This is a genomic window from Nonomuraea gerenzanensis (assembly GCF_020215645.1).
Taxonomy (GTDB): domain Bacteria; phylum Actinomycetota; class Actinomycetes; order Streptosporangiales; family Streptosporangiaceae; genus Nonomuraea; species Nonomuraea gerenzanensis.
On sequence record NZ_CP084058.1, the window covers coordinates 6,902,720 to 6,929,257 of the forward strand.

Consider the following 26,538-nt stretch of genomic DNA (forward strand, 5'->3'; position numbering starts at 1 on the left):
GCGTAGGTAACTCCTCGGCAACACTCACTAAGCTACCCCCCGAATCGGACAAAGGCAAACGAAACACCATGAAACCGGCATAGATCTACCTCGGTGGGTAAAGCGCTCACTGCACGTCCTTCCGCAGAACGCGCAGAACCCCTACACCCATGGGGATGACGACCCACACCATGATCGTCACGGCCAGCTGAGGGACGTCGCCACCGCCCATGTTCCCGTCCATCAACGCGTTGGTGGCGGTGTTCAGATCGAGCCATTCGGCCAGCAACTGCCCTGTCGCGCCAAGTTGGCTCACGAAACCCCACAACATGGGACTGACCAGGTAGATCACTATTGCCGCGGGCGCGTTCAGCAGCAGCATGCCCAGCGCCAGCCCTTCGGCGGTCGACAGCACGATCGTCGCGATCCAGCCCAGCAGCGGCCCCAGCTCCAGCCCCCAGGTGGCCGGCACGCCCCGCACGGCGGCGGACACGGCCGTCATCGGCACCGCCACCAGCAGGGCCAGCAGGCACGCCGCCACGGAGGCGCCCAGCACGGGCAGGCACTTAGCTGCCAGAACGCGCCCCCGCCGGGGCTCCAGCGTGAACGTGGTGAGCGCGGTGCGATGGCTCCATTCGCCGGTGACGGTGAGGATGCCGAGCACCGGCAGCAGCACGCTGAGGGCGAGTGCCGCGGTGTTGGCAAGGGTGGACAGCTCCGCCGGGCCCGCGAAGAGCGCGCGTCCGACGACTAGCGCGATCGACACGGCGGACAAAGCTACGGTCATGATGATGCTGGTGCGGGTGTCGTGCAGCTTGCGGGTCTCGACCCGGAGGAGGGTGCTGAAGGGGGTGTGGTGCGTGGTCGTGCGCGTGCCGGTCGTCAGGCCGGCCTCCGGTCGGTTGGTCGTTCGGGAGGTAAAGGCGTCGGTGTTCATGCGTGCCTCCGATCGGCAGTGTGAGCGTAAAGACGTCTGTGTTCGTGACCGACTACGCGGGCGGAGTCGTGCGAAGGCAGCGCCCGCACCCGCTCGCGTTCAAGGGGAAGTGCGAGACCAGCGCCCACAACCGCTTACCTTCAGGGGCACCGCGCGAGGTGAAGGCGCTTTCGCATGCCAGCCCTTTGCAAACGGAAGGGCGGAAGGTAAACGCAGTGCCATGCCGATCCGAAGCGTCCCGTGGCAGCTCATGCCGAGCTTCGATCCACGTGCGCGGTGAGCTCGAGGAACGTCTGTTCGAGGCTGCGGCCCTGGCCGAGCTCGGCAAGCGTGCCCTGGGCGAGCACCCGGCCGCCGCAGATCATCACGATCCGGTCGGCCACCTGCTCCACCTCGTACAGCAGGTGCGAGCTGAGCAGCACCGCGCATCCCGCCTCCGCCAAGCCGCGCAGCAGCTCGCGCATCCACTGGATGCCCTGCGGGTCCAGCCCGTTGGCCGGCTCGTCGAGGACGAGCGCCTGGGGACGTCCGAGCAACGCGTGACCGATGCCCAGGCGTTGCCGCATGCCCAGCGAATAGCGGCCGACGGGCTGTTTACCCTCCTTGCCGGTCAGACCCACCAGCTCCAGCACCTCGTCCACGCGCGACCTGGGCAGCCCGAGCATCATGGCGCCCAACGTGAGCACCTCCCGCCCGCTGCGACCGGGGTGCTGGGCACCGGCGTCGAGCAGCGTGCCGACGTCGTAGCCGGGGCGCGCCAGCTCCGCGTACGGCCGGCCGAGCACGGTGGCCGAGCCCGAGGTGGGCCTGGTGAGCCCGGTCAAGATGCGCATGGCCGTCGATTTACCTGCGCCGTTCGGCCCGAGGAACCCGGTCACGGTGCCGGGCGGGACTGTGAAGGACACGTCGTCCAGCGCCTTCGCCCCGTTGTACGTCTTGGTGACGCGGTGGAATTCGATCACGGGGCAAGTTCACCGGAAACGCCGTTCTGGCTCATCAGGCCTGGGTCGAGAGTTTCCGTCCGCAGGGCTGGATCCACCGTCCTGAAGGTCGACCAGGGTATGCACCAGCGTGGACCTAGGGAGCTAAACACCAGGCCAAGCCACCTCTACGCTGGAACCCGTGCACGACCTCCGCGACCAGCCGCTTCACCCTTCTCCCGCCGGCCACCCGCCGCCGACGAACCAGGCACCACCCCCGCGCCCCTCCTCCGAATCCCCCGACACGCTCGGCTCCGTCCTGCTCTATCTGTTCGCCTCCATCCCGCTCCTGATCACCCTCCTCCTGCTCGTCACCCTCTCCTCCCGCACCGGCGAGGCCGTGAGCAGCCTCCCCATCAAGCTCCTCGACGTGGCGAGCGGCGTGGCGGGGCTGGTCCTGCTGCGCTGGCGGAGGCGGTGGCCGTGGCAGGTGGCGCTGCTCACGGCGGTGCCCAGCGCCGTCTTCTGGTGTCTCAACGGGCCGGCCATCGTCGCGTTCGCCTCGCTGGCCGCGCACCGCCGCTGGCGGCAGGTGGTTCCGGTGGCGGTGGTGTTCTGGCTCAGCTTCGTGGGCTCCAGCCTGTGGGTGCAGGGGCCTTGGCTGCTGACGGCCCTGTACGCCCTGGTCGGGGGCGTCACACTCACAGGGCTGACCGTCTTCGGCCTTTACCTGCGCGGGCGCCGGGAGCTCACCGAGGCGCAGCGGGCGGCGGCAGAATGGGCACAGGCGCAGCGGGTCGAGCAGGCCAAGCTGGAGGAGCGGCTCAGGATCGCCCACGAGATGCACGACGTGCTGGCCCATCGCATCTCGCTGCTGTCGATGCTCGCCGGTGGGCTGGCCTATCGCAAGGACCTCACAGGCGAGGAGGCCCGCGAGGCCGCGCTGGCGATCCAGGAGAACGCGCACCAGTCACTGAACGAGCTGCGCGGCGTGCTGGGCACCTTGCGGCGCGACAGCGTCGGAAACGGCACCCTGCGGCATGACAGCATCAAGGACGGCTCGCTACGGCGTGACAGCGTCAAGGATGGCACGCTGCGGCGTGACAGCGTCAAGGACGGCACGCTGCGGCGTGACAGCGTCAAGGACGGCACGCTGCGGCGTGACAAGAGCAGGGACGGCGCGCGCCAGCCTGACGACGCCGACGGGCACGGCGTCCTCCAGCGTGGCAGCCGCGGCGACGGCACACTCCAGAGCGGAGATGGTGAGAACGGCGGAAGCGGTGGGGACGGCGTGCTCGGGCATGACGACGCCCGGGGCAGCATGCTCGGGCGCGGAGGCGGCGGAGAAGACACGCTCCGGCATGGGGCTGGCGGAGACCGCATACTCCGGCGCGGAAACGGAGGAGACCGCGCGCTCCAGCGTGGAAACGGAGGAGACCGCACGCACCGGCGCGGAGGCGGTGGAGGCCGCGTGCTTCGGCGCAGAGGCGGTGGAGGCAGCCGCACGCTGCAGCATGGAGACGAAGGGGACCGCACGCTCCGGCGCGGGAACGGCGAAGAAGGCACGCTGCATCACGACGACACCGAAGCCGACCTGCTCCGCCGGGGAGATGACGTCGACGACACGCCCCGCCACCGCACCCAGGCTGCGGGGCTGGTCGGCGGAGTTGAGGCGCCGCAGCCGAGCCTGAACGACCTGAACGCCCTGTTCACCGAGGTAAGAACGGCCGGCCAGCACGTCGAGGTGCACGACACCATCACCACCCGGGAGCTCCTCCCCGCCCAAACGGGCCGCCACGCGTACCGGATCGTGCAGGAGGCCCTCACCAACGCCCGCAAGCACGCCCCCGGCACCCCAGTGCGGGCCGAGATCAGCGGACGGCCAGGGGCGGGGCTGCGGATTCGGGTGAGTAACGCGGTGCCCGTGGGCGCGCCGGCCGGGCCGGGTGGGCGGCTGGGGCTGATCGGTCTGGCGGAGCGTACGCGGATGGCCGGCGGCACGATCGCCCATGGCGTACGGGACGGGCGGTTCGTCCTGGAGGCGTCCCTGCCGTGGGAGGCTTGACGGCGTGATCGGAGACGGCGTGACCAACGACCCCGTGACCAACGACCCCGTGACCAACGACCCCGTGACCAACGACCCCGTGACCAGTGACGGCGTGATCAGAGTGGTGATCGTGGACGACGACCCGATGGTGCGCACCGGGCTGCGCCTCATCCTGGGTGGCGAGCCGGACCTGGAGCTGGCCGGCGAGGCGGGCGACGGCAAGCAGGCCATGGCGGTGATCCGCGAGCTGCGGCCCGACGTGGTGCTGATGGACATCCGGATGCCGGAGCAGGACGGCCTGACCACCACCGAGCTGCTGCTGCGCCGGCCGGGCACGCCCAGGATCCTGGTGCTGACCACGTTCGACGCCGACGACATGGTGCTGCGCGCACTGCAGCTGGGCGCGCACGGCTTCCTGCTCAAGGACACGCCGCCGCCGAAGATGATCGAGGCGGTGCGGGCGGTGGCGCGGGGCGAGCCGGTGCTGTCCCCGACCGTCGCCCAGCAGGTGATCGCCGCCGCCACGGGCCGCTACGAGCCGCGCCGTCCCGAGGCGGCACGTGAGCTGGCGGCGCTGACCGAGCGGGAGCGGGAGGTCGCGGTGGAGGTGGCCAAGGGCAGCTCCAACGCCGAGATCGCGAAGGATCTGTCGGTGAGCGTGGCCACGGTGAAGGCGAACATCACGCGCATCTTCGCCAAGCTGGGGACCGACAACCGGGTGCACGTGGCCATGAAGGTCCGGGACGCGGGCCTGCTCTGAGCGGGCTCACAGTTCGGAGGCGGCGATGAGAGCCACCACCACAGCGATCGTGACCAGCGGGAAGACGGAGTTGAAGCCCGCTGTGGCGGCCCAGCCGAACAGCGTGAAGACCCAGGCGCCGAGCAGACTCGGGCCCACGGTCCACAGGGCCGGCAAGGGCCAGGTGAGAGCGGCGCCCCCGATGCGCGCCCACGTGCCGGTCTCGGCGATGGGCAGCAGGGCCTGCCGGATTCCCCTCATGGGTGTCACTCCGTCACTCATGAGCACGAAGTAGATCAGGGAGACGGCTACGCCCCCGTAGCACAACGTCAACGGCGCGTAGGCGATGCCCAGCGCCGTCATGGGGGTCAGGGCGAGGAAGTAGGCGATCGTGTATGCCACCAGAGCCGCCAGGGGCGCAGCGATCAGGATGCTTGCCGTGTCTCTGAGGAAGGTGGCCGACCCGTCGCCGAGCGGGAGGCTCGCCCGCTGGCGGAGGAGCGCCATCCGCTCTTGAAAGGCTCGGCGGACCCTCTCGGAGGAGTGCGTCGTCGCCATGGCCTGCGCCCACTCCTCCAGCTCCTCCTCCGTTCCGCGCCAGACCTTGAACACCGCACTGTCCGCAGGACGCCTGACAGTCTGGTTGAGCGCCGCACCCGCGATCATCATTGCGGTCTTCCGCACGAGCAGGCGATCGGCCACTTCCGCCGGGTCCCGGTCGGGATCGATCTTGAGGTCCGCCGATACCTCTCGTGCCGTCCTGTCTACGAGCCTCACCAGGGCCTTGTAACGCGACGACCACCACCCCACGGAGCTGGGAAAATCCCGGTACACGTATCCCGCCTCGGCGGCGACCAGTCGTCTGGCGGCCGTCCACGTGTCCTCTTCGCGTGCGACCAGCGATTGCGACGCTTGCTGCTCGTATTGCGGACGCCAGTCGAGCAGAATGCCTCCAAGCAGGTCGTGCAGCAGCTCGAACTCTTCCCGGTCGGAGCGGAGGATCCGCTGAAAGATGGGAGCGGAGCTGGAGGTGAGGCTCCGGAACACCTTCCGCATGAGCGCTTTCTTCTGCTCGGCCGCGAGCGCGGCGAGCCACGGTGACCACTCGTCGGACCTGCGGAGATAGTCGGGGTACGGATGGCGCGAGACAGGCACCTGCAGGAAATCGGTGGGCTGCAGGAACTCCACCAGGTCCTCCACCGTCAGAGCGACCTTGGCCCCCGTCGGCAGCACCAGATACCGCGACATCGCCCAGAACAACTCCGCCTGAGCCGGCTCCAGAGCGTTCAAGATCTTCGCAGTGAAGTCCTCCAGAATGCGCCGCGATCCACCCAGCCACCTGTACCTCGACAACGTCAGCCGCGCCGCCCCCTCGGCCCGGTTGTCCTCCCACATGGTGGACCACACGATCTGGAAGTACCCCGGCTCGAACCGCTGCTCGGCCGGCTCCTGCTGCGCCGCGGAGCGTTCCAGGAGATCGTCGAGGACCAGGTCCGCGAGGTCCTGCTCCAGCGACACCTCGGTGCCGCTGCGCTCCAGCGGCCCCTCGATGGCCGACTGCAACGCCGATCTGGACAGCGGCGGCACCCGGTAACTGGCGTCCAGCAGCCCGGGCACGCGCCGCATCAGCGGTTCGAGGCTGCCGAGATAGTCCTCCCTGATGCTGAGCAGCACGCAGCCGGCGTCGGACCTGCCGTGCACCATCCTGGCGATGGCCGAGAAGAGACCTTCAAGTGCCTGGCCGCTGCTCAGGCGCTCCTCGAACTGGTCGATCACGACCAGGACCCGCTGGTCGGTGGCCGCCCAGTACCGCTCCAGCAGGTCGTCGAGCGGCCCGTCGGGGTCGGGCGGCCAGCCCTGGTCACGCACGGCCGACCGCACGCGTTCGAGGACGTCCTCGCGCACGCCGACCGGCACGGCGACGTAGGAGCCCTGCTCCGCCAGCAGGGGTAACAGCCCGGCGTTGATCAGCGACGACTTGCCGGTGCCGCTGGGTGCGTAGACGATGAGCGTCGGCAGGGTGGCCACCAGATTCGCGAGGATCCGGGTCTCCTTCTCCCTGCCGAAGAACAGGTCGCTCTCCGACATCCTGAACGGCCGCAGCCCCACCCATGGGTTCCTCATCGCTCGTACGCTCCCGCGGAACGGATCCTGGCGCAGAAGTCCTTCAGGTCCCCGTCGTAGACGTTGACGTTGCGGTGCTCCCACAGCTTGACCTCGACGGGATGCGGATCGAGCTGGATGGCCCAGTGCCGCTTGGTGTCGCGCCTGCCGAGCGCGTTGCGCAGGACCAGCATCCGGAGGAAGGCCCGGAAGTTCCAGTCGTAGAGCGAGTAACCGAGGAACAGGAACCGGCGCTGCTTGTAGGCGAGCGTGAGCGAGGGCGGCGGGAAGTAGGCCGACATGCCCTTCCCGGCGTTCACCAGGAAATCGATGTAGTCGTCCTCGGTGATGATGACGTCGTCGGGGCCGCCGGGGTCCCGCTTGTGCACCGACCCGTGCATCTTGAACAGGAACGCGCAGTCGCGGGGGAAGCGCGACTCGTTCCACTGGAACTCGGCGCTCGGCACCAGCTCGTGCGCGCCGCCCGGCAGGATCAGGCTCACCTGTGAGCCACCGCCGTCGGGGTCGCGCATGTTCTGCGTGATGACGCAGAGCGGCTTGCCCTCCGCCGCGAAGGCGCGCTCGATGAAGGAGTCGTAGTTGGTGGTGACGATGAAGAGCGGGGCGTCCTGCCGCGGGATGCGGCCCAGCAGCCTGGCGACGTCGCCCGGCTCCTTGCGCAGTTGCTCACGTTCGAACGTGGCGTGCAGGTGGTCGTAGAGGGCGGAGCGGTCGAAGGCGGTCTTCTCGTAGAGCTGGGCCACCTTGGCGAGGTCGTCGCCCACGCCGTGCGGGCACGCGCCTTCCATGGCCTTGATCAGGTCCTGGGCCAGCCCTCTGCCGTCGGGCAGCAGCTTGGTGCCGTCGGCTCCGACGCGTGAGGCGCCCGCGCCCACGAAGGGGACGATCTCCCCGCGCGCCAGCCACGCCGCCACCTGCGCGAAGGGGAAGCGGTCGAGACCGGGGCTGTCCAGCATGGCTCAGAGCTCCTGCTCCTGTCCGCACAAACTGGTGAGGCGACAGCTCCACAGCGTAATCGGCGGGACACGGGTCCGTAACGCCGGTGGTGCCACCGATAGCAAACCGACATGTTCACGCAGTGGCCGCACCCGCCCCGGGCACAGGGAGTGCATGGCTGCTGGAGTACGTGCGGGGCGGGCCCCGGACCTCGCCTCGCCACCGGCCAGGGCGCACCGGGTGCTCGGCGACGACGTCGAGAATCTCGGCGCGGAGCAGCGGTGGCCGTGGCCGTGGGTGAGCGCGTCCCTGCGGGATCCGAGCGGGCGCGGCGGGCCTGGCCGCGTCAACGCCGGACGTGCGGCGCGGTGCTGCGGCGGACGATGAGGGTGGTGGCCAGCTCGATGCGCGTGCCGGAGGCGCCCTTCGGATGGGTGAGCTCCTCGTACACGAGCCGTACGGCCTCGTTGGCCATGTCGTCGAGCGGCTGGCGGACGGTGGTGAGCGGCGGCGAGAGCGTCTCGCACAGCAGCGAGTCGTCGAAGCCGACGACGGACAGGTCGTCGGGCACGCGCAGGCCCCGCTCGGTGGCGGCCTGGTAGACGCCGGCGGCCTGGAGGTCGTTGCCGGCGAAGACGGCGGTGGGCGGGTCGTCGCGGTCGAGCATCTCGCCGCCGTAGGCCCTGCCGCTGCCGACCAGGAAGTCGCCGTAGCGGGTGAGCGCGGGGTCGGAGTCGATGCCGAACGTGCGGTGCGCCGCCAGGTAGCCCTCGTACCGGTCGAGCGTGCACTGGGTGTCGAGGGGGCCGCCGATGAAGGCGATCCTGGTGTGGCCGAGCTCCAGCAGGTGGGTGGTGGCCATGACGCCGCCCAGCCAGTTGGTGGCGCCGACGGTGGACAGGCGCGGGTCGCGCTGGCCGACCGGGTCGAGCAGGACGAGCGGGACGTGCAGCAGCTCCTCGATGGCGGCGATCTCGCGCTGGTCGGCCCGGGAGAGCACGAGGACGATGCCGTCGGTGTTGCGCTTGCGCACCATCCCGATCCAGCGCCGCAGGTCGAAGTCGGAGCGCGCGGAGGAGGTCACGACGAGCGAGAAGCCCCAGCGGGCCGCGGCCTTCTCCGCGCCGCTGATGAGCACCTGCGCCCACGGGGAGCCGAGCCCGTCGATGAGCAGGTCGACGACGCCGACGCGGGGGGCGGTGGCCGGGCGCGGAGCCTCGTAGCCGGCGGTCCTGACCGCTTCGAGGACTTTGTCCCTGGTGGCGGCGGAGACGTGTTTCTTCCCGCTCAGGACCTTGGACACCGTCGGCACCGAGACTCCGGCGGCCGCCGCGACGTCGGCCAGCGTGGCTCGAGGCACAGGACCTCCCGTAGGTCAAAACTTTCGGAAAACCACCTGAAACTTGACGACGCTCTCACCAGGCATTTTGGGAAAGCTACCGTCATTTGATCCGCGCTGTTGACAGGGCTGCGAGCAGGACTCTAGCGTAACTGATCGGCAATGTCACGGTAATTTTTCGGAAAGCAATTCAGAAACTTTCCGGTCGAGAAATACATGAACGAGGGTGTATGCCTGCACGTGTGGAGCAACCGGAACTCGCCGACCGCCGGTCCAGGCGGGTCGAGGAGCTGCTGGCGGAGATGTCGCTCGGCGAGAAGCTCGCGCAGCTCGTGGGCGTGTGGTTGAACGTCAATCGCGAGGAGGGCGTGGTCGCGCCGCTGCAGGACTCGATGCAGGGCGAGGACGTGCAGTTCGAGGCGTTCGCCAAGGACGGCGTCGGTCAGATCACCCGCCATTTCGGCACCCGGCCGGTCGAGCCGGAGTGGGCCCGCTCGGCGCTGGCCGCGCGGCAGCGCTGGCTGCGGGAGAACACGCGGCTGGGCATCCCCGCGCTCGCGCACGAGGAGTGCCTGACGGGGCTGGCGGCGTGGCGGGCCACGACGTACCCGGTGCCGCCGGCGTGGGGCGCGTCGTTCGACCCCGTCCTGGTGGAGGAGATGGGCCGCAGGATCGGGCGGAGCATGCGCGCGCTCGGCGTGCACCAGGGGCTGGCGCCCGTGCTCGACGTGATCCGCGACCAGCGGTGGGGCCGGGTGGAGGAGTGCATCTCCGAGGACCCGTACGAGGTCGCCACGATCGGCGCCGCCTATGTGCGCGGCGTGCAGTCCACGGGCGTGATCGCCACCCTCAAGCACTTCGTCGGCTACTCCAACTCCCGCGCCGGCCGCAACCTCGCCCCGGTGCATGCGGGCGCGCGCGAGGTGGCCGACACGCTGCTGTTCCCGTTCGAGGTCGCCGTACGTGACGCGGGCGCGGGCTCCGTCATGAACTCCTACGCCGAGATCGACGGCGTCCCGATCGCCGCCGACCCGCACTATCTCACCGAGATCCTGCGCGGCCAGTGGGGTTTCGAGGGCACGGTCGTCGCCGACTACTTCGCGGTGGCGTTCCTGCACACCCTGCACGCGGTGGCCGCGGACGCCGGCGATGCCGCCGTGCAGGCGCTGACCGCGGGCATCGACGTGGAGCTGCCGACCGGCGTGACCTACCTGGAGCCGCTGCGGGAGGCGGTGGTCGAGGGCCGGATCGAGGAGTCGCTGATCGACCGGGCGCTGCGCCGCGTGCTGCGGCAGAAGGCCCAGCTCGGGCTGCTCGACGACGACTACGACCCCGAGCCGTCCGGCCCGGTGGATCTCGACGACCCCGAGTCCCGCGACCTGGCCCGGCGGCTGGCCGAGGAGTCGGTCGTCCTGCTGACCAACGACGGCGTGCTGCCCCTCGCCGGCGACCGGCGGATCGCGGTCGTCGGGCCGAACGCCGACGACGTGGCCGCGCTGTTCGGCTGCTACTCCTTCGTGCAGCACGTGCTGCCGCACTTCCCCGGCGTCGAGACCGGGATCGCCGCGCCGACCGTGCTGGAGGCGCTGCGCGCGGAGCTGCCGGGGGCGCGCATCAGCGCGGCGAAGGGCACCGGCGTGGACGACGGCGACCGCGCGGGCATCCCCGCCGCCGCGCGCCTGGCCGCCGAGTCCGACGTGGCGGTCCTGGTGCTGGGCGACCGGTCCGGGTTGTTCGGCCGGGGCACCTCGGGCGAGGGCTGCGACGCCGAGAGCCTCGACCTGCCCGGCGCGCAGCAGGAGCTGGCCGAGGCGGTGCTGGCCACCGGCACGCCGACCGTGGTGGTGCTGATGACGGGCCGCGCGTACGCCGTACCGTCGATCATCGAGAACGCCGCCGCGGTCGTGCAGGCCTACTTCCCCGGCGAGGAGGGCGCGGGCGCCATCGCCCGCGTGCTCAGCGGCGCGGTGAACCCGTCGGGCCGGCTGCCGATGAGCATGCCGCGCGCCACCGCCGGCCAGCCCTACAGCTACCTGCACCCGAAGCTCGGCGCGGCCGGCTCGGTCAGCAACCTCGACCCCGCACCCGTCCTGGCCTTCGGCCACGGCCTCAGTTACACCCGTTTCGAGTACGCCGACCTCACCGCCGAGGCCGAGGTCGCGGCGGGGGCGCCGATCCGGTGCTCGGTGGTGGTGCGCAACGCCGGTGACCGCGCGGGCGCGGAGGTCGTGCAGGTGTACGCCACCGACCGGATCGCGTCCGTCACCCGGCCGCTGGCCCAGCTCGTCGGCTACGCCCGCGTCGAGCTGGCGCCCGGCCGGAGCGCGAAGGTCACGTTCGACGTGCCGGCCCGGCTGCTGTCGTTCACCGGCAGGGACGGGCGGCGCGTGGTCGAGCCCGGCGAGGTGGGCCTGTCGGTACGCCGCTCGGCCACGGACGTGGTGGCCGAGCGGACGGTCACGCTGACCGGCTCGGTGTACGCGTTCACCGGCGACGAGCGCCGCCTGACGGACGTCTCGGTTGAGAACTCATGACCAACGAAAGCAGTGGCATGTCACGCATGGAGAATTTCCGGCGCCGGGTGGGCGGTCTGGCGTTCGGCGGTGACTACAACCCCGAGCAGTGGGACCCGGAGGTGTGGCGGGAGGACGTCCGGCTGATGCGCGAGGCCGGCGTGAACACCGTCAGCCTGGGCGTGTTCGCGTGGGCCTCGCTGGAGCCTGAGCCGGGCACGTACACGTTCGGCTGGATGGACGAGATCATGGATCTCCTCCACGAGAACGGCATCAGCGTCAACCTGGCCACCCCCACGGCGGCGCCGCCCGTCTGGCTGACGCATCTGCACCCCGAGGTGTTCCCCATCAGGGAGGACGGGCACCCGTTCGGCTTCGGCAACCGGATGCAGTACGACCCGTCGTCGCCGATCTACCGCGAGTACGCGGCCCGGATCACCACCAAGCTGGCCGAGCGCTACTCCTTCCACCCGGCGCTGGCGATGTGGCACATCAGCAACGAGTACGGGCCCACGTCGTACGGCCCGGCCGCCGCGGCGAACTTCCGCACCTGGCTCAAGCGCAGGTACGGCACCCTCGACCGGCTGAACGAGGCGTGGACGACCCGGTTCTGGGGCCAGGTCTACACCGACTGGGAGCAGGTCGACGTCCCGCACATCCCGCGGACCTGGATGAACCCCACCCGGCGGCTCGACTTCAAGCGCTTCACCTCCGACGCGCTGCTGGAGTGCTTCCTCGCCGAGCGCGACATCGTGCGCTCCTTCCGCGACGACATCCCGGTCATGACCAACTTCATGCGCTTCTTCCGCCACGCCGACTACTGGAAGTGGGCGCCGGAGGAGGACGCCGCCGCGCTCGACATCTACCCGAACCCGGCCGACGCCGACTCCCACGTGTCGGCGGCCTTCAACTACGACCTGTTCCGCTCGCTCAAGGGCGGCCGGCCGTGGATGCTCATGGAGCAGTCGAGCAGCGCCGTCAGCCAGTGGCAGCTCAACATCGTCAAGGAGCCGGGCCGGATGCGGCTCGGCTCGCTGCAGGCGGTGTCGCGGGCGGCCGACTCGGTGATGTTCTTCCAGTGGCGGGCCAGCCGCGGCGGCCAGGAGCGCTTCCACTCGGCGATGCTGCCGCACTCCGGGCCCGGCTCGCGCACGTTCAGGGAGATCACCGACCTGGGCCGGGAGGTCAAGCTGCTCGCGCCGGTGGCGGGCACGACCTCGCGCGCGGAGATCGCCGTCGTGTTCGACTGGGACGGCTGGTGGGGGCTGGAGGAGGTCTTCGGCCTGCCGCGCTCCGACTTCAGCTACACCGACACCGTCATGCGGCACTACACGCCGCTGTGGGAGCGCCACCACGCCGTGGACGTGGTGAGCCACGCCTCGGCGCTGGACGGGTACAAGGTGCTGATCGTGCCGAACGCGTACCTGATCGACGACGAGGCGGTCGCGCGCATCCACGAGTTCGTCGGGAACGGCGGGACCGTGATCATGTCGTTCTTCTCCGGGGTGGTGGACGCCGACAACCGGGTGCGGCCGAACGGCTACCCGGGGGCGTTCCGTGAGCTGATCGGCGCGAAGATCGACGAGTACTGGCCGGCGCGGCCGCACGAGGAGTTCGCCGTGACGTTCGCCGACGGGCGGCGCACGACGGCCACCTGGTGGCGCGACGACCTGCATCTGGAGTCGGGCAAGGCGCTGGCCACCTACGCGGATGGGCTGCTGGAGGGGCGGGCCGCCGTGGTGGAGAACCGGTACGGTGCCGGGCGGGTGGTCTACTTCGCGACGCTGCTGGAGCGGGAGGCGTTCGACGCGACGCTGGCTCAGGTCGTGGAGGAGGCGGGGGTGCGGTCGCGCTTCGAGGGGGTGCCCGCGCATGTGGAGTGCATGGTGCGGGGGGATGCTGAGCATGAGTACGTGTTCCTGCTGAATCACAGTGGTGAGGTGGGGGTGTCCGTCGCCGTGGGAGGGAAGGGGACGGATCTGCTCACTGGGCAGGAAGTGGTGGATGAGGTGACGCTGGGGCCGCTGGGGGCGGCGGTTGTGCAGGTCGCCCGCTCCTGAGCGTAGGTCGTCGGCGCTTGAGCGCAGGCTGTCGGCGCGGGTACGGGCTGGCTTCGTGCCCGTGCCCGCGCCCGCGCGGCTGCTCACACGCGGCGCCTACCTTGACGCAGGGCGGTGGCCCGGCCGTTCATAGGCTGGGTCCTTCGCCGCGTACGCGACAGCGACCTCGATGGCGGGGCCGTAGGCCGCGACCTGGTCGGGCGTCCATCCGGCGTAGGCGGCCAGGACGTCGGCGGGCGGCGCCTCGCGCTCGCCGGACGAGGCAGGCGGGGTGCTCATGGCAAGTCGGGCAGGACGCTCGAAGCGCGGGAGGCGGGTGCGCTCACGACGAGGCGGGCGGGGTCGCGAGCCATTCGTCCACCTCCGCCCGCAGTGCCGCCTTCATCCCCTCCGGCGCGAACGACGCATCGATCGCCGCCTTCGCGAACCCGGCCAGCTCCCCATCCCCATACCCGAAGACCTCCCGCAACCGCAGATACTCATCCCCCAGCCCCGTCTCCCCATCGGTATTGACGGTCACAGCCAACCCAGCCTCCCGCAACCGAGGCAACGGATGCTCCTCCAACGACGGCACAAGACCGAGCAGCACATTCGAGAACGGACACACCTCCAGCGCCAGCCCCCGCTCCCGCACCTCATCCACCAGCGCATCGTCATCGAGCACCCGGATCCCGTGCCCGAGCCGCTCGGTGTGCCCCACGTCGATGGCCTCCCGGATACTGTCGGCCCCCGCCGCCTCCCCCGCGTGATGCACGAGGTGCAGCCCCGCGTCCCTGGCCGCGTCGCACACCTCGGCGAACGGAGCCAGCGGGTGGCTCTCGTCCCCCGCCACGCCGAGGCCGATGACCTGCTCGTGGCGCAGGGCCAGCTTGTACGTCTGCCACATCCGCTCCACCGGCCGCCGCCTGGAGTGGTCGAGCAGCACCCGGCACTCGATCCCGTACCTGGCCTGCCCCTCGGCGAGCCCGTCGAGCACCGCCAGCAGCGGCATCTCCGGATCCCCCACGCGCTCTCCGTGCGCGGCGGCGGTGAACGTGACCTCGACGTACCGGGTGCCCTGGGCGGCCTCGTCGGCGCAGAACTCCACCGCGACCCGGCGGAAACGGTCGGCCGTGGTCAGCAGCTCGCGCACCTTGGCTCGCTGGTCGGCGAACTCCCTGAACGTGCTGAACCCGCCCTCCGGCTCCGGCGGGCCGCCCCACTCGCGCACGGTACGCGGCCGTACGGTGCTCTCCAGGTGAACGTGCAGGTGGGCCTTGGGCAGCGACCGTAGATCTCTCACGTGGGACCACCCTATGAGCCACCCCGGGCGCCCGCAGCTCCTTTTCCGGGCGTACCGTCGCAGACGGGGCCCTTCGTGGGAGGAGCGGGTCATGACCGTCGTTCTGGTACACGGCGTCCCGGAGACGCCGTCCGTCTGGGATCCGTTGCGCGCGGCCCTGCGCCGTCAGGACGTACGCGCGGTGCGGCTGCCCGGCTTCGGCTGCCCTCGGCCCGGTGGCTTCGGCGCGACCAAGGAGGAGTACGTGGCCTGGCTGGCCGCCGAGCTGGAGTCGATGGGCGTGGACGAGGTCGACCTCGTCGGCCACGACTGGGGCGGCGGCCTGGTGGTGCGGCTGGTCAGCCTGCAGCCCGAGCTCGTACGCTCCTGGGTCACCGACGCCCCCGGCCTGGCCCACCCGGGCTTCCGCTGGCACGACGTCGCGCGGCTGTGGCAGGCGGCGGGGGCCGGGGAGCAGTTCTTCGAGCAGATCGTGGCGCTGCCGGTCGAGGCGCGGGCCGAGGCGTTCGCGGGGATCGGGGTGCCGCAGGAGCATGCGGTGGCGATGGTGCGCGAGGTGGACGCGGTGATGGGCGGGTGCATCCTGGACCTTTACCGGTCCGCGGTGCACGTGGCGGAGGAGTGGTCGCCGGCGTTCACCGACATTCCCGTGCCGGGGCTGGCGCTGGTGCCGTCCGAGGATCCGTACCTGGCGGCGGGCGTGGCGCGGGCGAGCGCGGCCAGGGCGGGCGCGGCCGTGGCCGAGCTGACGGGGCTCGGCCACTGGTGGATGCTCCAGGATCCGGCGGCGGGGGCGGCGCGGCTGGAGAAGTTCTGGAGCGAGGTGGCCAAGTAGCCCGGCCGAAGTCCGATCCTCCGGGCCGCGGGCGGCACAATCGACGCGACGCCCGGCCACTTCCAGCAGCAGGCGGCACAATCGCCGCGACACCCGGCCGCGGGCGCGTCGGGACGGCCGGTCTACGCAGGTTGCCGCTTGGTGAGGCGCATCTTCGACTGCTTGTGCGGCAGCCGCTCCCAGTCCTCCATGAACGTCGCGTCGAAGCCGTACTTCCCGGCCAGCGCGGCGAGGGTCTCGGTGCGATAGTAGAAGTCCTCCCGCAGCACCTGGTGCTCCTTGCCCTCGGTTCGGTCGAAGGTGAAGTCGAACCAGGCACCGGGTTTCATCACCCTGCCCACGTGTGCGAAGCACTCCTCGATCACCTCCAGCGGGGAGTGCGAGAAGACGCTGTGCGCGTGCACGACGTCGAAGTGCTCGTCGGGCAGGAACGCCAGGCGCAGGTCGCGTACGGGCGTCAGGTACGGCAGCTTGTCCCCCAGGCCGTGCTCGACGAGGGTGTCCTGCGCGGCCATGAGGATGTCGGGTGAGATGTCGACGCCGTAGTAGTTCCCGGTGTGCAGGTAACCGATGAACAAGTGGCCCGCCCGCAGGTTGCCGCAGCCGATCTCCAGCATCCGGCATTCGGGCTTCAGCCCGTGCTCCACCAAGTAGTCGAACTGCATGCGGCCCAGCGCCAGCCACCGCCGGTGGTTGTGCGAGCCGACGGCGCCCTCGGGGTCGCGGGCCGTGTCGGACCTCATGACGGCGCGGTAGTAGCCGATGTGGTCGCGCGTGCGCAGCCTGAACCACGTGTCGCGGGCCAGGCGCCGCAGGTGGGGGATGATCTTGTGTGGGTTCTTGATGGCGTACGTCGCTTGGTGGACGACGCTCGAACGGGAGCGGTTCACGCCTTGGAATCTAGGTCAGGGGGGTGGGCGGCCATAGGGCTGTCGCGACACTCTTGATTTCCCGTTTGCGCAGCCTTTCTCTCACAGGCACGCCACCTCCCTCACAGCGAAGCCCCACCTCGCCCGGAGGCGCGCCACCTCAAACGCCCGCCCCGTCCGCGCGAAGGCGCCACCTCAGACCCCGGCCCGTCCGTACGAAGGCGCGTCGCCTCAGGCCCCGGGCCTAGCTCAGGTAGTCGCGCAACGCCAGCGACCTGGACGGGTGACGGAGCTTGGACATGGTCTTGGCCTCGATCTGGCGGATGCGCTCCCGGGTGACACCGTAGACCCGGCCGATCTCGTCCAGGGTCATGGGCTTGCCGTCCGTGAGGCCGTACCGCATGCTGATCACCCCCGCCTCCCGCTCGGAGAGCTGGTCGAGCAGTGCCCGGAGCTGCTGCTGGAGCAGGGTGAAGGACACAGCGTCGGCCGGTGAGACGGCCTCGGTGTCCTCGATGAGGTCGCCGAACTCGCTGTCGCCCTCCTCCCCCAGCGGCGTGTGCAGGGAGATCGGCTCGCGGCCGTACCTCTGCACCTCGATGACCCGGTCGACCTCCAGCTCGCTCTCCTGGGCGATCTCCTCGGGGGTGGGCTCGCGCCCGAGCTCGCTCTGCAGCCGCCGCTGCACCCGGGCGACCTTGTTGATCAGCTCCACCATGTGGACGGGGATGCGGATCGTGCGGGCCTGGTCGGCCATGGCGCGGGTGATGGCCTGCTTGATCCACCAGGTGGCGTAGGTGGAGAACTTGTAGCCGAGCTGGTAGTCGAACTTCTCGATCGTCCGGATGAGGCCCAGGTTGCCCTCCTGGATCAGGTCCAGGAAGAGCATGCCGCGTCCGGTGTAGCGCTTGGCGATGGAGACCACCAACCGGAGGTTGGCCTCCAGCATGCGCCGCTTGGCGCGGGTGCCGTCGTCGGCGATCCACTCGAGGTCGGCGCGCAGCTCGTCGGTCAGCTCGGGCTCGGTGTCGAGCCGCTCCCTGGCGAACAGCCCTGCCTCGATGCGCTTGGCCAGGTCGATCTCCTGCTCGGCGGTGAGCAGGGGGACGCGGCCGATCTCCTTCAGGTAGGCCTTGACCGAGTCTGCGCCGACGACCGCGCCACCGTCGGCGCCACCGTCGGCACTGGTGTCGTCCAGTTCGAGAACCTCTGCTGCTTGGGACAAAACTCTCTCCTCGCTCGCTTTGGATGATTGGACGGCGGCCTAAACTTAGGTCGCACCTATCTTTAGGTAGTCCTCGATGGAGGTCAACCTAAAATAAGGTCGAACCTAAATTTTTGTGGGAGACTGCGGCCATGAGCACCGACACCTTGGGGTTGAGGGAACAGAAGAAGCGAGAGACCCGGCAGGCCATCTCTGACCACGCTACCCAACTGTTCCTGGAACGTGGCTTCGACCGGACGACGATCGCCGACATCGCCGCCGCGGCCAGGGTCGCGAAGATGACCGTGACCAACTATTTCCCCCGCAAGGAGGACCTGGCCCTCGACCACCACGAGGAGTTCGCGGCGGGGCTGGCGGAGACGGTCGCGCACCGGCCGGCCGGGGAGTCGGCGCTGGGGGCGGTGCGGCGGGCGTATCTGGCGGCGCTGGAGCAGCGGGATCCGGTCATCGGCTTCACCGGCCGGGAGTTCGCCCGGATGATCGCCGAGAGCCCGACGCTGGTGGCGCGGCTGCGGGATCTGCACGACCAGCGGGAGGAGGCCCTGGCCCGGCAGCTCGTGCGGGAGGCGCCGGGCGATCCGGTCGCCGCGCGGGCCGTGGCGGCGCAGATCGCGGCGGCGGATCGGCTGCTGTTCAGGGAGTTGCAGGCCCGGATGCTGGCGGGGCAAGACGCTGCCGCAACCGGGGGTGCGGCCCTGGACGAGGGTGGGGACGGCGTCACAAGCCCGCGTGAAGGAGCCGAGGTGGGCGGGGGCGGCGTCACAAGCCCGCGTGGAGGAGCCGAGGAGGATGCGGGCCGGCGGGTCGACGGCATCGCCGTCGCGCTCGGCGAGATCGCGCGCCGGGTCTTCGACCTCCTGGAGCCCGCCATCGGCGGATACGCCGTCCGCTGAACGGCCGCGCCCCTCACGCGACCGTCAAGGACCTCCTCGGCGGCGACCATACGATCTCCCCTCCCTGCACCCCCGCGAACGCCATCAACCGCGCCCCCTCGACGGCCAGCTCCCCCATCACCTCATCGCTCAACGCCTCGAACGGCTCGACCGTCAGCACACCGTCCTTAAGCTCCCACATGCCACCGACAGTTCCGTCGACCAGGAACGTGGGATGGACAGCCGCCCCCACGCACACCTGCTTCCGCTGCTCAGCGGTCATCATCCGGCCGCGGTCGGCGAAGGCGACGATGAGGTTGTCGAACCAGGGCAGGAAGCGGACGGGCGCGGGCGCGTCGGCGGCGGCGAGCGGCGCGTCCGCCAGGTCGAACAGGACGCGGCCGGAGGCGTCGCGGTAGCGGCGCAGGCCGGGCATCGCCTCCATGACACCGCGCAGCCGGGTCAGCCCCGACCACATCTGCACGTCCATCACGCTCGCCGGCCCGAACGCCGCCAGGTAGCGCGCCACGAGCCGCTCCACCGGCGGCGCCGGCTCCAGTGGCCGGCCCAGCCACTCCTCCGCCAGTGTGAACGGCGTGGGCCCGCCCGTCCCCCAGAGCCCGTTCGGCGGCGTGTGCACGATCGGCAGCAGCGCCTGCGGCGAGAAGCCCAGCGCGACGGGGTCGACCTCGGGCCACCGCTCGCGCAGCAGGTCGCGGAGCTGAGGGCGGGTGAGCGTGCGTCCTGCCAGGTGGCCGCGGGCCAGTGCGGCGAGCTCCTCGACGTCCACCCCGCGCATCAGCCGCCCGAACGCCGCCTGCCGGGTACGCGACAGGATCACCTGCACCAGCGGCCGGATCCACACGTAGTCGTCGGCCAGCGCCAGGTGTTGCGTGCCGCGCAGCAGCGAGCCGCGCACCACCCGCCTGTCGTTCAGGAGCGCCGCCAGGTCGGCCTGGGTGAAGGAGGCCAGGCGGGTCCACAGGCCGAGGTACGGCGCGTCGATCTCCTGGCCCTGCACCGCCACCAGGCGCTCGATGGCCTGGGCGGCGGACAGCTCCGAACGGTTCAGCAGGAGCTGCCGCTCCAGCGTGGTGCGGTTGAGTACGCGGGGGCCGAGCTCGGGGGTCAGCGTCATACGGGCAGCGTAGGAGCTAATGCGGCAAGTTCCCTTCCGCATTGCGCAGCTCCTCCAGGGCGTCGCGCAGGTGGCCGGCCAGTTCCCAGGCGTCCGGCACCATCTCCCTGTCGGTGACGATGCCGATGTCGAGGGAGCCGTCGTAGGAGAAGGCCGTGATGTTCACGCCTCCGCTCACGTCCGTGATCACCGAGACGGGGTAGTGGCAGAGCAGCCGCGCGCCGCACACGTACAGGGGGAACTGGGGGCCGGGCACGTTCGAGATGATCAGATTGAACGGCGGCGCGGCCTGGCCGACCAGCGCGAACGCCGAGCGCGAGGCCAGCCCCATGAGCGCGGCGGGCATCGACTCGCTGAACTCGCGCAGCCACCGCGCGGGCGCCAGCGAGAACCTGTCCTTGATGCGGTGCATGGCGTGCCGGACGTGGTGCAGCCGCGCGACCGGGTCGGCGACGTGAACGGCCAGCGGCGCCGTCATGATCGCCACCTGGTTGCCCGGCCCCTCCTCGCCCGCGGCCCGCAGCGAGAACGGCACCCCCGCCACCAGCGGCTGCCGAGGCACCCCGCCGTGCCGGGCCAGCCACGCACGCAGCCCGCCCGCGCACACGGCCATGACCACGTCGTTGACCGTGACCCCGAACCCCTTGCGCACCTGCTTGATCTCCTCCAGCGGCAGCGACACGAACGCGAAGCGCCGGTGCTGCGACAGGGGCCCGCTGAACGGCGTCCTGGGCGCGGGCAGCGCGGGCAGCTCCGGCGCCTGGCCGCTGCCCTCGATGCGGCGGGCGAGCCCGGAGAGCGCCGCGGCGCCGGGGACCCACGACACGACGGGGATCTCGTCCAGGTGCGGGACGGCGCTCGCGGCGAACCGTACGGCCTGCGCGGGGTTGCCCGCCAGCCTGGTCAGGCCGCGCGCCACCATCGCCCACGGCCCGGGGGGCGGCTCGTCCCGCTCGGGCGGGACGGTGGGCGGCGGCCCGGGCTCGGGCGTGAGGTCGAGCAGCGCGGCGAGTACGTCGGCGCCGCCGATGCCGTCCACGGCCGCGTGGTGGATCTTGGTGTAGAGGCCCATGCGGCCGCCGGACAGCCCGTGGATCAGGTAGATCTCCCACAGCGGCCGGCCCCGGTCGAGCCGGCGGGCGTGCAGGCGCGAGATCTGGTCGGCGAGCTGCCGGTCGTCGCCGGGTGGCGGCAGGCCGATCTCGCGGACGTGGTAGTCGAGGTCGAGATCGTCCTCCTGCACCCAGTACGGATGGTCCAGCCCCAGCGGCACGGCGGCCAGCCGGCGTCGTAACGCGGGCACGTAGGGCAGCTTGCGATCGAGCAGGGTCTGCAGGTCGGTGCGGTTGAGGTCGCCGTCCAGGATGGCCAGGCCGGCGATGTTGGCGATGTTCGTGGCGGTCTCGAAATGGAGGAACTGCGCGTCCAGGGCGGTCAGCTGTGGCATCGTCACACCTCCGCCCCGAACCAATCAGACTGCGTCCACGGCTTCAAGAGCCAGCGAGGTGGCGTCGGGCTCGGCGAAGGTGAGCAGCCGCAGGCCCTCCTCCTCCAGCACGTCCAGGTCCGTCCCGGCGAACGGGGTGACGAGCAGCCTGGCCTTCTTGCCCGAGCGCTTGATCTGCCACGTCCCGGCCGCGAAGCCGTCCACCAGGTAGACGGCCCGCACGCGCAGGTTCTTGGTGGCGACGAAGCCCTTGTGCTCGTCGGCCAGCACGCGGGTGCGGTCGGCGTGGCCGAGGATCAGGGTGTCGAAGTCGGGCAGGAAGCGGACGGGGGCTGGCACGTCGCCGCCGGGCCGGGGCGCGCCGGGCAGGTCGAACAGCTCGCGCCCGGCGAAGTCCTTCACGCGCTCCAGGTCCATGCCGGTCATGATGTCGCGCAGGCCGCGCAGCCCCGACCAGGTCTGCACGTCGGCGGGGGTGGCGGGGCCGAAGGCGGCGAGGTACCGCTCGATCAGCACGGGCACGCCGGCCGGGGCCGGCGCGACGGCGGGCAGGCCGAAGGCGGGGTCGCGCGGGTAGCTCCACCGGTCCTCGGTCGGCTCGATGACCAGCGGGGTCAGCATGCGCACGGCGTACCCCAGCGCCCGGTCGTACCCTCCGGGAAACTCCTCCAGCAGCCGCGGCCGCAGCTCGTTGAACGTCATCGGCCCCGCCGTCAGCAACCGCCGCGCCGCGGCCGAGACCGCCTCGAAGTCCACCCCGTCGAAGCGCCGCGCGGCGGCCTCCAGCACCGGCGCCACCACCGGCCGGAACGCCGCGAAGTCGGCGGCCGTCACGAGGTGCAGCGTGCCCCGCCACATCGTGGCCCGCACCAGCGTGCGGGCGTGCAGCGCCGCGTGCAGGTCGGCACGCTCGAACCCCGCCAGCCGCGTCCAGATCCCGAGGTACGGCGGGCGCGGCTCCTGCGCCTGCAGGCCCACCAGGCGGTGCACCACGTCGGCCACATCCCCCTCGTGACGGGAGAGCAGGTGCTGACGGGCCAGGGTGGCACGGTTGAGGTCGCGAAGGCTGAGCATCTACATAGCATGCCTTTCCCCATCAAAGAGGTACGTGCCACGTACCCCGCCCTGGCCGACGGCTACGCCTACCTCGACGGCGCCGCCGGCACGCAGACCCCCCGCCCCGTGATCGACGCCATCGCCACCGCCTACCGGACGGGGATCGGCAACGTCGGCGGTGCCTTCCCGGCCAGCCACCGCTCCGACGCCATCGTGGCCGCCTGCCGCGCCGCCGTGGCCGACCTGGTCGGCGGCCACCCGGACGGCGTGATACTCGGCCCGAACATGACCACTCTCACCTACCGCCTGTGCAGGGCGCTGGCGGGCCCGGGCGACGAGGTCGTGCTCTCCCGCCTGGACCACGACGCCAACGTGCGTCCCTGGACGCAGACCGGCGCCACCGTGCGCTGGGCCGAGGTGGACCCGGTCACCGGCGAGCTGCCCGTCGAGCAGTACGCGGAGCTGATCAACGAGCGGACCAGGGTCGTCGCGGTCACGGCGGCCAGCAACATCCTCGGCACCCGCCCCGACGTGCCCGCCATCGCGGAGCTGGCGCACCGGGCGGGCGCGCTGATGTACGTGGACGGCGTGCACGCCACCCCGCACGGCCCGGTGGACATGCGGGCGCTGGGCGCCGACTTCTACGCCACCAGCGCGTACAAGTGGTCGGGCCCGCACATCGGCGCGGTGATCGCCGACCCGGCGCTGCTGGAGACCGTCAGGCCCGACAAGCTGGCCTCCTCGCCCGACACGGTGCCGCACCGTTTCGAGACGGGTACGCTGCCGTTCGCCGACCTCGACGGGGTGACCGCCGCCGTGGACCACCTGGCCGCCATGGTGCCGGGCACGGGCAGCCGCCGCGAGCGCCTGCTCACCTCGATGGCCGCCGCCGAGGAGCACGAGCTGGCGCTGTTCGCCGAGCTCGTCGCGGGCCTGGAGACGATGCCGCACGTCACCCTGTACGGCAAGCCGGCCAGGCGCACCGCCACCGCCTACTTCAACGTGGCCGGGCACGCCCCGCGCCAGGTGGCCGAGCGCCTGGCCAGGCTGCGTGTGAACGTGTGGAGCGGCCACAGCTACGCCTGGGAGCTGACCGGCGCGCTCGGCATCCGTGACACGGGCGGCGCGGTGCGCGCGGGCCTGGTGCACTACAACGACCGCTCGGACGTCGACCGCCTCCTGGAGGGGGTGGCCGGCCTGGGGTGAGCGCCGGGGTGTGCATGATGCACGGTGAGGCCATCGCGGCTGTGGGAAATCACCACTGACTCCCACTTGACCAGCACCTATGGTGGGCGGCTAAGCAACACCTCCCGCCTGCGAAGGAGCCCGGCATGGCCTCAGCCGTCGGTGTCGACGATTACGCGCTCACCAGGGTCCCCCAGAGCGCCCGCTACTCCTGGTGGTCGGTCGCCGTGCAACGGTTCGGCCAGGTCTCCGCGCTCAGCCAGTTCCTGCTCGGCGCCACGCTGGGCTTCGGGATGGGGTTCTGGGAGGCGTTCCTCGCGCTGACCCTGGGCGCCGTCATCCTGGAGGTGGTGGCCGTCTTCGTCGGCATCATCGGGATGCGGGAGGGGCTGTCCACCTCCATGCTGGCCCGCTGGACGGGGTTCGGCCGGTCCGGGTCCGCCCTGATCGGCCTGGCGATCGGCATCAGCCTCGTGGGCTGGTTCGGCATCCAGTCGGCGGTCTCCGCGCAGGGGCTGGCCGCCCTGGTGGGCGGGCTGCCGGAGTGGGGCTGGTCGCTGGTGTTCGGGCTGGTGGTCACCTCGATCGTGCTGTGGGGTTTCGGCTCCATGGCGTGGACGGCGTACGTGACCGTGCCCGCGTTCCTCGTCCTGGTCGGCTGGTCGATCATCAGCGAGCTGTCCCGGCACGACGTGGGCGCGCTGATGGCCTCGGCGCCGCCCGGCCCGCAGCTCAGCCTGCTGGAGGGCACGACGCTGGTCGCGGGCGGGTTCATCGTGGGCTCGATCATCACGCCGGACATGACCAGGTTCAACCGCAGCGTCGCCGACGTGGTCAAGCAGACGGTGCTCGGCGTCACGCTCGGCGAGTACGTCATCGGCATGGCCGGGGTGCTGCTCGCGCACGCCGTCGGCACCAGCGAGATCACCACCATCGTCACCTCGTCGGTCGGCTGGGTCGGCATCCTGGTGATCGTCGCCGGCACCATCAAGATCAACGACTGGAACCTCTACTCCTCCGGCCTCGGCCTGGTGAACTTCGTCGGCACGGTCTTCGGCAAGCAGGTGCACCGCGGCCTGGCCACCGCGCTCATCGGCGTGGTCGGCAGCGTGCTGGCCGCGGCCGGCATCCTGGGCGCCTTCACCGAGTTCCTGACGCTGCTCGGCGTGGCGTTCCCGCCCATCGCCGGGATCATGGTGGCCGAGTACTTCGTGGTGCGGCGCTGGCGCGGCGACCTGGAGGCCGCCAGGGCGCGCGGGGAACTGCCGGAGCAGGCGCCGGCCTGGGTGCCGGCCACGCTGGTGATCTGGCTGGTCGCGGCCTTGGTGGGCAGGTTCGTGGAGGTCGGGCTCGGCAGCATCAACTCGCTGGTCGTGGCCTTCGTGCTCTACGTGGTGGCGGGGAAGCTGGGGCTGGTGCGGGGCGTGGGGGCCGGCCGTACCGAGCAGGTGCGGGTCTGAGAGACAAGTGAGGGGAAATTCCGTGCGTATCGGCATCGACGTGGGCGGTACCAACACCGACGCCGTCCTCCTGGACGGGCGGCAGGTGCTCGCCGCCGTCAAGACCAGCACCACCGCCGACGTCACCTCCGGCATCGTGGCCGCCATCGCGGGGCTGCAGGAGCAGCGGCCGTTCGACCCGGCGGACGTGCGGGCCGTGATGATCGGCACAACGCACTTCATCAACGCCCTGGTCGAGGCGCGCAGGCTGGCCCCGACGGCGGCGCTGCGGCTGAGCCTGCCGGCGGGGGCGTCGCTGCCTCCGATGGTCGACTGGCCGGGGCGGCTGATCGAGGCGGTGTCCGGGCGCGGGTACCTGGTGCACGGCGGGCACGAGTTCGACGGCCGGCACATCGCCGAGCTGGACGAGGCCGAGGTACGCAAGGCCGCCGCCGACATGGGGCAGGCGGGGGTGCGCAGCGTCGCGATCACGTCGGTGTTCTCGCCGGTCAACGCCGAGTTCGAGGCGCGCGCCGCGGAGATCGTCGCCGCTGAGCTGCCCGACGCGGCGATCTCGCTGTCCTCCGAGATCGGCCGCATCGGCCTGCTGGAGCGGGAGAACGCCACCATCATCAACGCCGCGCTGCGCGAGCTGGCCGCGCACATCGTGGACGGCCTGGCCTCCTCGGTCACCGGGGCGGGCATCACGGCGCCGCTGTACCTGAGCCAGAACGACGGCACGCTCATGGACGTGGACTTCGCCCGCCGCTACCCGGTGGCGACGTTCGCCTCCGGCCCCACCAACTCCATGCGCGGCGCCGCCGTCCTGTCGGGGCTCGACACCTGCGCGGTGGTGGACGTGGGAGGCACCACCAGCGACGTGGGCGTGCTGCGGCACGGCTTCCCGCGCGAGGCCACCACCGACGTGACCGTGGCCGGGATCCGGACGAACTTCCGCATGCCGGACGTGTTGTCCATCGGCATCGGCGGCGGCAGCCGGGTCCGCGACGGAGCCGTGGGCCCCGACTCCGTGGGCTACGAGCTGACCTCCAGGGCGCTGGTGTTCGGCGGCGACACGCTGACCGCGACCGACATCGCCGTGGCGGCGGGCCGGGCCGAGATCGGCGACCCCTCACTGGTCGGGCACCTGGACAAGGGCCTGGTCGAGGCGGCGCTGCGGCGCATCGCGGCCGACGTCGCCGACGTCGTGGAGCGCATGCGCACCTCCGCGGAGCCGCTGCCCGTGGTGGCCGTCGGCGGCGGCTCGGTGCTGCTGCCCGACGAGCTGGCGGGCGCGGGCGAGGTGCGCCGGCCCGACCACTACGCCGTGGCCAACGCGATCGGCGCGGCCATCGCCCAGATCGGCGGCGAGGTGGACCGCGTGTACGCCGTGGAGCCGGGCCGCCGCGACGCCGTGGTGGACGCGGCCAAGCAGGAGGCCGTGGACCGGGCCGTGGCCGCCGGCGCGTCCCCCTCGACGGTGCAGATCGTGGACTTCGACGAGGTGCCGATCCCGTACCTGCCGGGCAACGCCACCCGCATCAGGGCCAAGGCCGTGGGCGAACTGCAGCTCACCGACGCGAAGGGACGCTGACA

The 26,538-nt window shown here is 71.1% G+C and carries 20 protein-coding genes and 1 pseudogene; 9 read left to right on the forward strand and 12 right to left on the reverse strand.

Annotated elements, in window-relative coordinates; all coding sequences use genetic code 11:
- Window positions 1-106: 106 nt before the first annotated feature.
- Window positions 107-916, reverse strand: coding sequence for an ABC transporter permease subunit (locus LCN96_RS32265; protein ID WP_225266198.1), 810 nt, complete (start codon window positions 914-916; stop codon window positions 107-109).
- A 248-nt stretch (window positions 917-1,164) separates the two neighbouring features.
- Entirely contained in the window at window positions 1,165-1,878 is a 714-nt protein-coding gene (locus LCN96_RS32270; protein WP_225266199.1) for an ABC transporter ATP-binding protein, read from the reverse strand.
- A 160-nt stretch (window positions 1,879-2,038) separates the two neighbouring features.
- Here LCN96_RS32270 and LCN96_RS32275 point away from each other — a divergent pair, with 160 nt between their 5' ends.
- Window positions 2,039-3,901 carry a sensor histidine kinase gene (locus tag LCN96_RS32275; protein WP_225266200.1) on the forward strand — a complete coding sequence of 621 codons (1,863 nt, stop codon included), beginning with the start codon at window positions 2,039-2,041 and terminating at the stop codon, window positions 3,899-3,901.
- Between the two features lie 94 nt (window positions 3,902-3,995).
- Window positions 3,996-4,643 carry a response regulator gene (locus LCN96_RS32280; RefSeq protein ID WP_225276102.1) on the forward strand — a complete coding sequence of 216 codons (648 nt, stop codon included), beginning with the start codon at window positions 3,996-3,998 and terminating at the stop codon, window positions 4,641-4,643.
- A gap of 6 nt (window positions 4,644-4,649) precedes the next feature.
- Here LCN96_RS32280 and LCN96_RS32285 read toward each other — a convergent pair whose 3' ends face one another.
- The 3 genes from LCN96_RS32285 to LCN96_RS32295 all read right to left on the reverse strand — a co-directional run bounded on the left by LCN96_RS32285 (window position 4,650) and on the right by LCN96_RS32295 (window position 9,042).
- Entirely contained in the window at window positions 4,650-6,746 is a 2,097-nt protein-coding gene (locus LCN96_RS32285) for an ATP-binding protein (protein WP_225266201.1), read from the reverse strand.
- Window positions 6,743-7,702 carry an SIR2 family NAD-dependent protein deacylase gene (locus LCN96_RS32290; protein WP_225266202.1) on the reverse strand — a complete coding sequence of 320 codons (960 nt, stop codon included), beginning with the start codon at window positions 7,700-7,702 and terminating at the stop codon, window positions 6,743-6,745. Before LCN96_RS32290 ends, LCN96_RS32285 begins: the two co-directional genes overlap by 4 nt.
- A gap of 326 nt (window positions 7,703-8,028) precedes the next feature.
- A complete protein-coding gene (locus LCN96_RS32295; RefSeq protein ID WP_225266203.1) occupies window positions 8,029-9,042 on the reverse strand; it encodes a LacI family DNA-binding transcriptional regulator in 1,014 nt (337 codons plus the stop codon).
- Between the two features lie 209 nt (window positions 9,043-9,251).
- Between LCN96_RS32295 and LCN96_RS32300 the strand changes: the two genes are divergently transcribed.
- On the forward strand, window positions 9,252-11,555 hold the full coding sequence (locus LCN96_RS32300; RefSeq protein ID WP_225266204.1) for a beta-xylosidase/alpha-l-arabinosidase: 2,304 nt from the start codon (window positions 9,252-9,254) through the stop codon (window positions 11,553-11,555).
- A 26-nt stretch (window positions 11,556-11,581) separates the two neighbouring features.
- Window positions 11,582-13,594 carry a beta-galactosidase gene (locus LCN96_RS32305; protein WP_225266205.1) on the forward strand — a complete coding sequence of 671 codons (2,013 nt, stop codon included), beginning with the start codon at window positions 11,582-11,584 and terminating at the stop codon, window positions 13,592-13,594.
- Window positions 13,595-13,690: 96 nt separating this feature from the next.
- On the opposite strand, the gene LCN96_RS32310 is transcribed toward LCN96_RS32305, so the two are convergent.
- Together LCN96_RS32310 and LCN96_RS32315 are read right to left on the reverse strand one after the other, a co-directional pair.
- Window positions 13,691-13,873 (reverse strand): hypothetical protein, encoded by a 183-nt coding sequence (locus tag LCN96_RS32310; RefSeq protein ID WP_225266206.1) that lies wholly within the window; start codon window positions 13,871-13,873, stop codon window positions 13,691-13,693.
- 43 nt (window positions 13,874-13,916) lie between these two features.
- Window positions 13,917-14,876, reverse strand: coding sequence for an adenosine deaminase family protein (locus LCN96_RS32315; RefSeq protein WP_225266207.1), 960 nt, complete (start codon window positions 14,874-14,876; stop codon window positions 13,917-13,919).
- A gap of 91 nt (window positions 14,877-14,967) precedes the next feature.
- Between LCN96_RS32315 and LCN96_RS32320 the strand changes: the two genes are divergently transcribed.
- Window positions 14,968-15,711 carry an alpha/beta fold hydrolase gene (locus LCN96_RS32320; RefSeq protein WP_225266208.1) on the forward strand — a complete coding sequence of 248 codons (744 nt, stop codon included), beginning with the start codon at window positions 14,968-14,970 and terminating at the stop codon, window positions 15,709-15,711.
- Between the two features lie 122 nt (window positions 15,712-15,833).
- On the opposite strand, the gene LCN96_RS32325 is transcribed toward LCN96_RS32320, so the two are convergent.
- Together LCN96_RS32325 and LCN96_RS32330 are read right to left on the reverse strand one after the other, a co-directional pair.
- Window positions 15,834-16,601, reverse strand: a complete 768-nt coding sequence (locus tag LCN96_RS32325; protein WP_225266209.1) for a class I SAM-dependent methyltransferase — start codon at window positions 16,599-16,601, stop codon at window positions 15,834-15,836.
- Between the two features lie 223 nt (window positions 16,602-16,824).
- Window positions 16,825-17,787 (reverse strand): annotated as a pseudogene (locus LCN96_RS32330) (RNA polymerase sigma factor); the annotation flags it as partial.
- Window positions 17,788-17,936: 149 nt separating this feature from the next.
- On the opposite strand from LCN96_RS32330, the gene LCN96_RS32335 reads away from it, so the two are divergent.
- Complete coding sequence (locus LCN96_RS32335) at window positions 17,937-18,698, forward strand: TetR/AcrR family transcriptional regulator (RefSeq protein WP_225266211.1); 762 nt, start codon at window positions 17,937-17,939, stop codon at window positions 18,696-18,698.
- A 13-nt stretch (window positions 18,699-18,711) separates the two neighbouring features.
- On the opposite strand, the gene LCN96_RS32340 is transcribed toward LCN96_RS32335, so the two are convergent.
- The 3 genes from LCN96_RS32340 to LCN96_RS32350 are packed head-to-tail and all read right to left on the reverse strand — an operon-like array spanning window position 18,712 to window position 22,336.
- Window positions 18,712-19,815, reverse strand: a complete 1,104-nt coding sequence (locus LCN96_RS32340; protein WP_225266212.1) for a winged helix DNA-binding domain-containing protein — start codon at window positions 19,813-19,815, stop codon at window positions 18,712-18,714.
- Window positions 19,816-19,831: 16 nt separating this feature from the next.
- On the reverse strand, window positions 19,832-21,262 hold the full coding sequence (locus LCN96_RS32345; RefSeq protein WP_225266213.1) for a WS/DGAT/MGAT family O-acyltransferase: 1,431 nt from the start codon (window positions 21,260-21,262) through the stop codon (window positions 19,832-19,834).
- 24 nt (window positions 21,263-21,286) lie between these two features.
- Window positions 21,287-22,336, reverse strand: a complete 1,050-nt coding sequence (locus LCN96_RS32350; RefSeq protein WP_225266214.1) for a winged helix DNA-binding domain-containing protein — start codon at window positions 22,334-22,336, stop codon at window positions 21,287-21,289.
- A gap of 9 nt (window positions 22,337-22,345) precedes the next feature.
- On the opposite strand from LCN96_RS32350, the gene LCN96_RS32355 reads away from it, so the two are divergent.
- The 3 genes from LCN96_RS32355 (at window position 22,346) to LCN96_RS32365 (ending at window position 26,536) form a co-directional block, all read left to right on the forward strand.
- The gene (locus tag LCN96_RS32355) at window positions 22,346-23,524 is read left to right on the forward strand and encodes a cysteine desulfurase-like protein (RefSeq protein WP_225266215.1); all 1,179 of its coding nucleotides are present in this window, start codon (window positions 22,346-22,348) and stop codon (window positions 23,522-23,524) included.
- 125 nt (window positions 23,525-23,649) lie between these two features.
- A complete protein-coding gene (locus LCN96_RS32360) occupies window positions 23,650-24,963 on the forward strand; it encodes a purine-cytosine permease family protein (protein WP_225266216.1) in 1,314 nt (437 codons plus the stop codon).
- 22 nt (window positions 24,964-24,985) lie between these two features.
- Window positions 24,986-26,536, forward strand: a complete 1,551-nt coding sequence (locus LCN96_RS32365; protein ID WP_225266217.1) for a hydantoinase/oxoprolinase N-terminal domain-containing protein — start codon at window positions 24,986-24,988, stop codon at window positions 26,534-26,536.
- Window positions 26,537-26,538 lie beyond the last annotated feature (2 nt).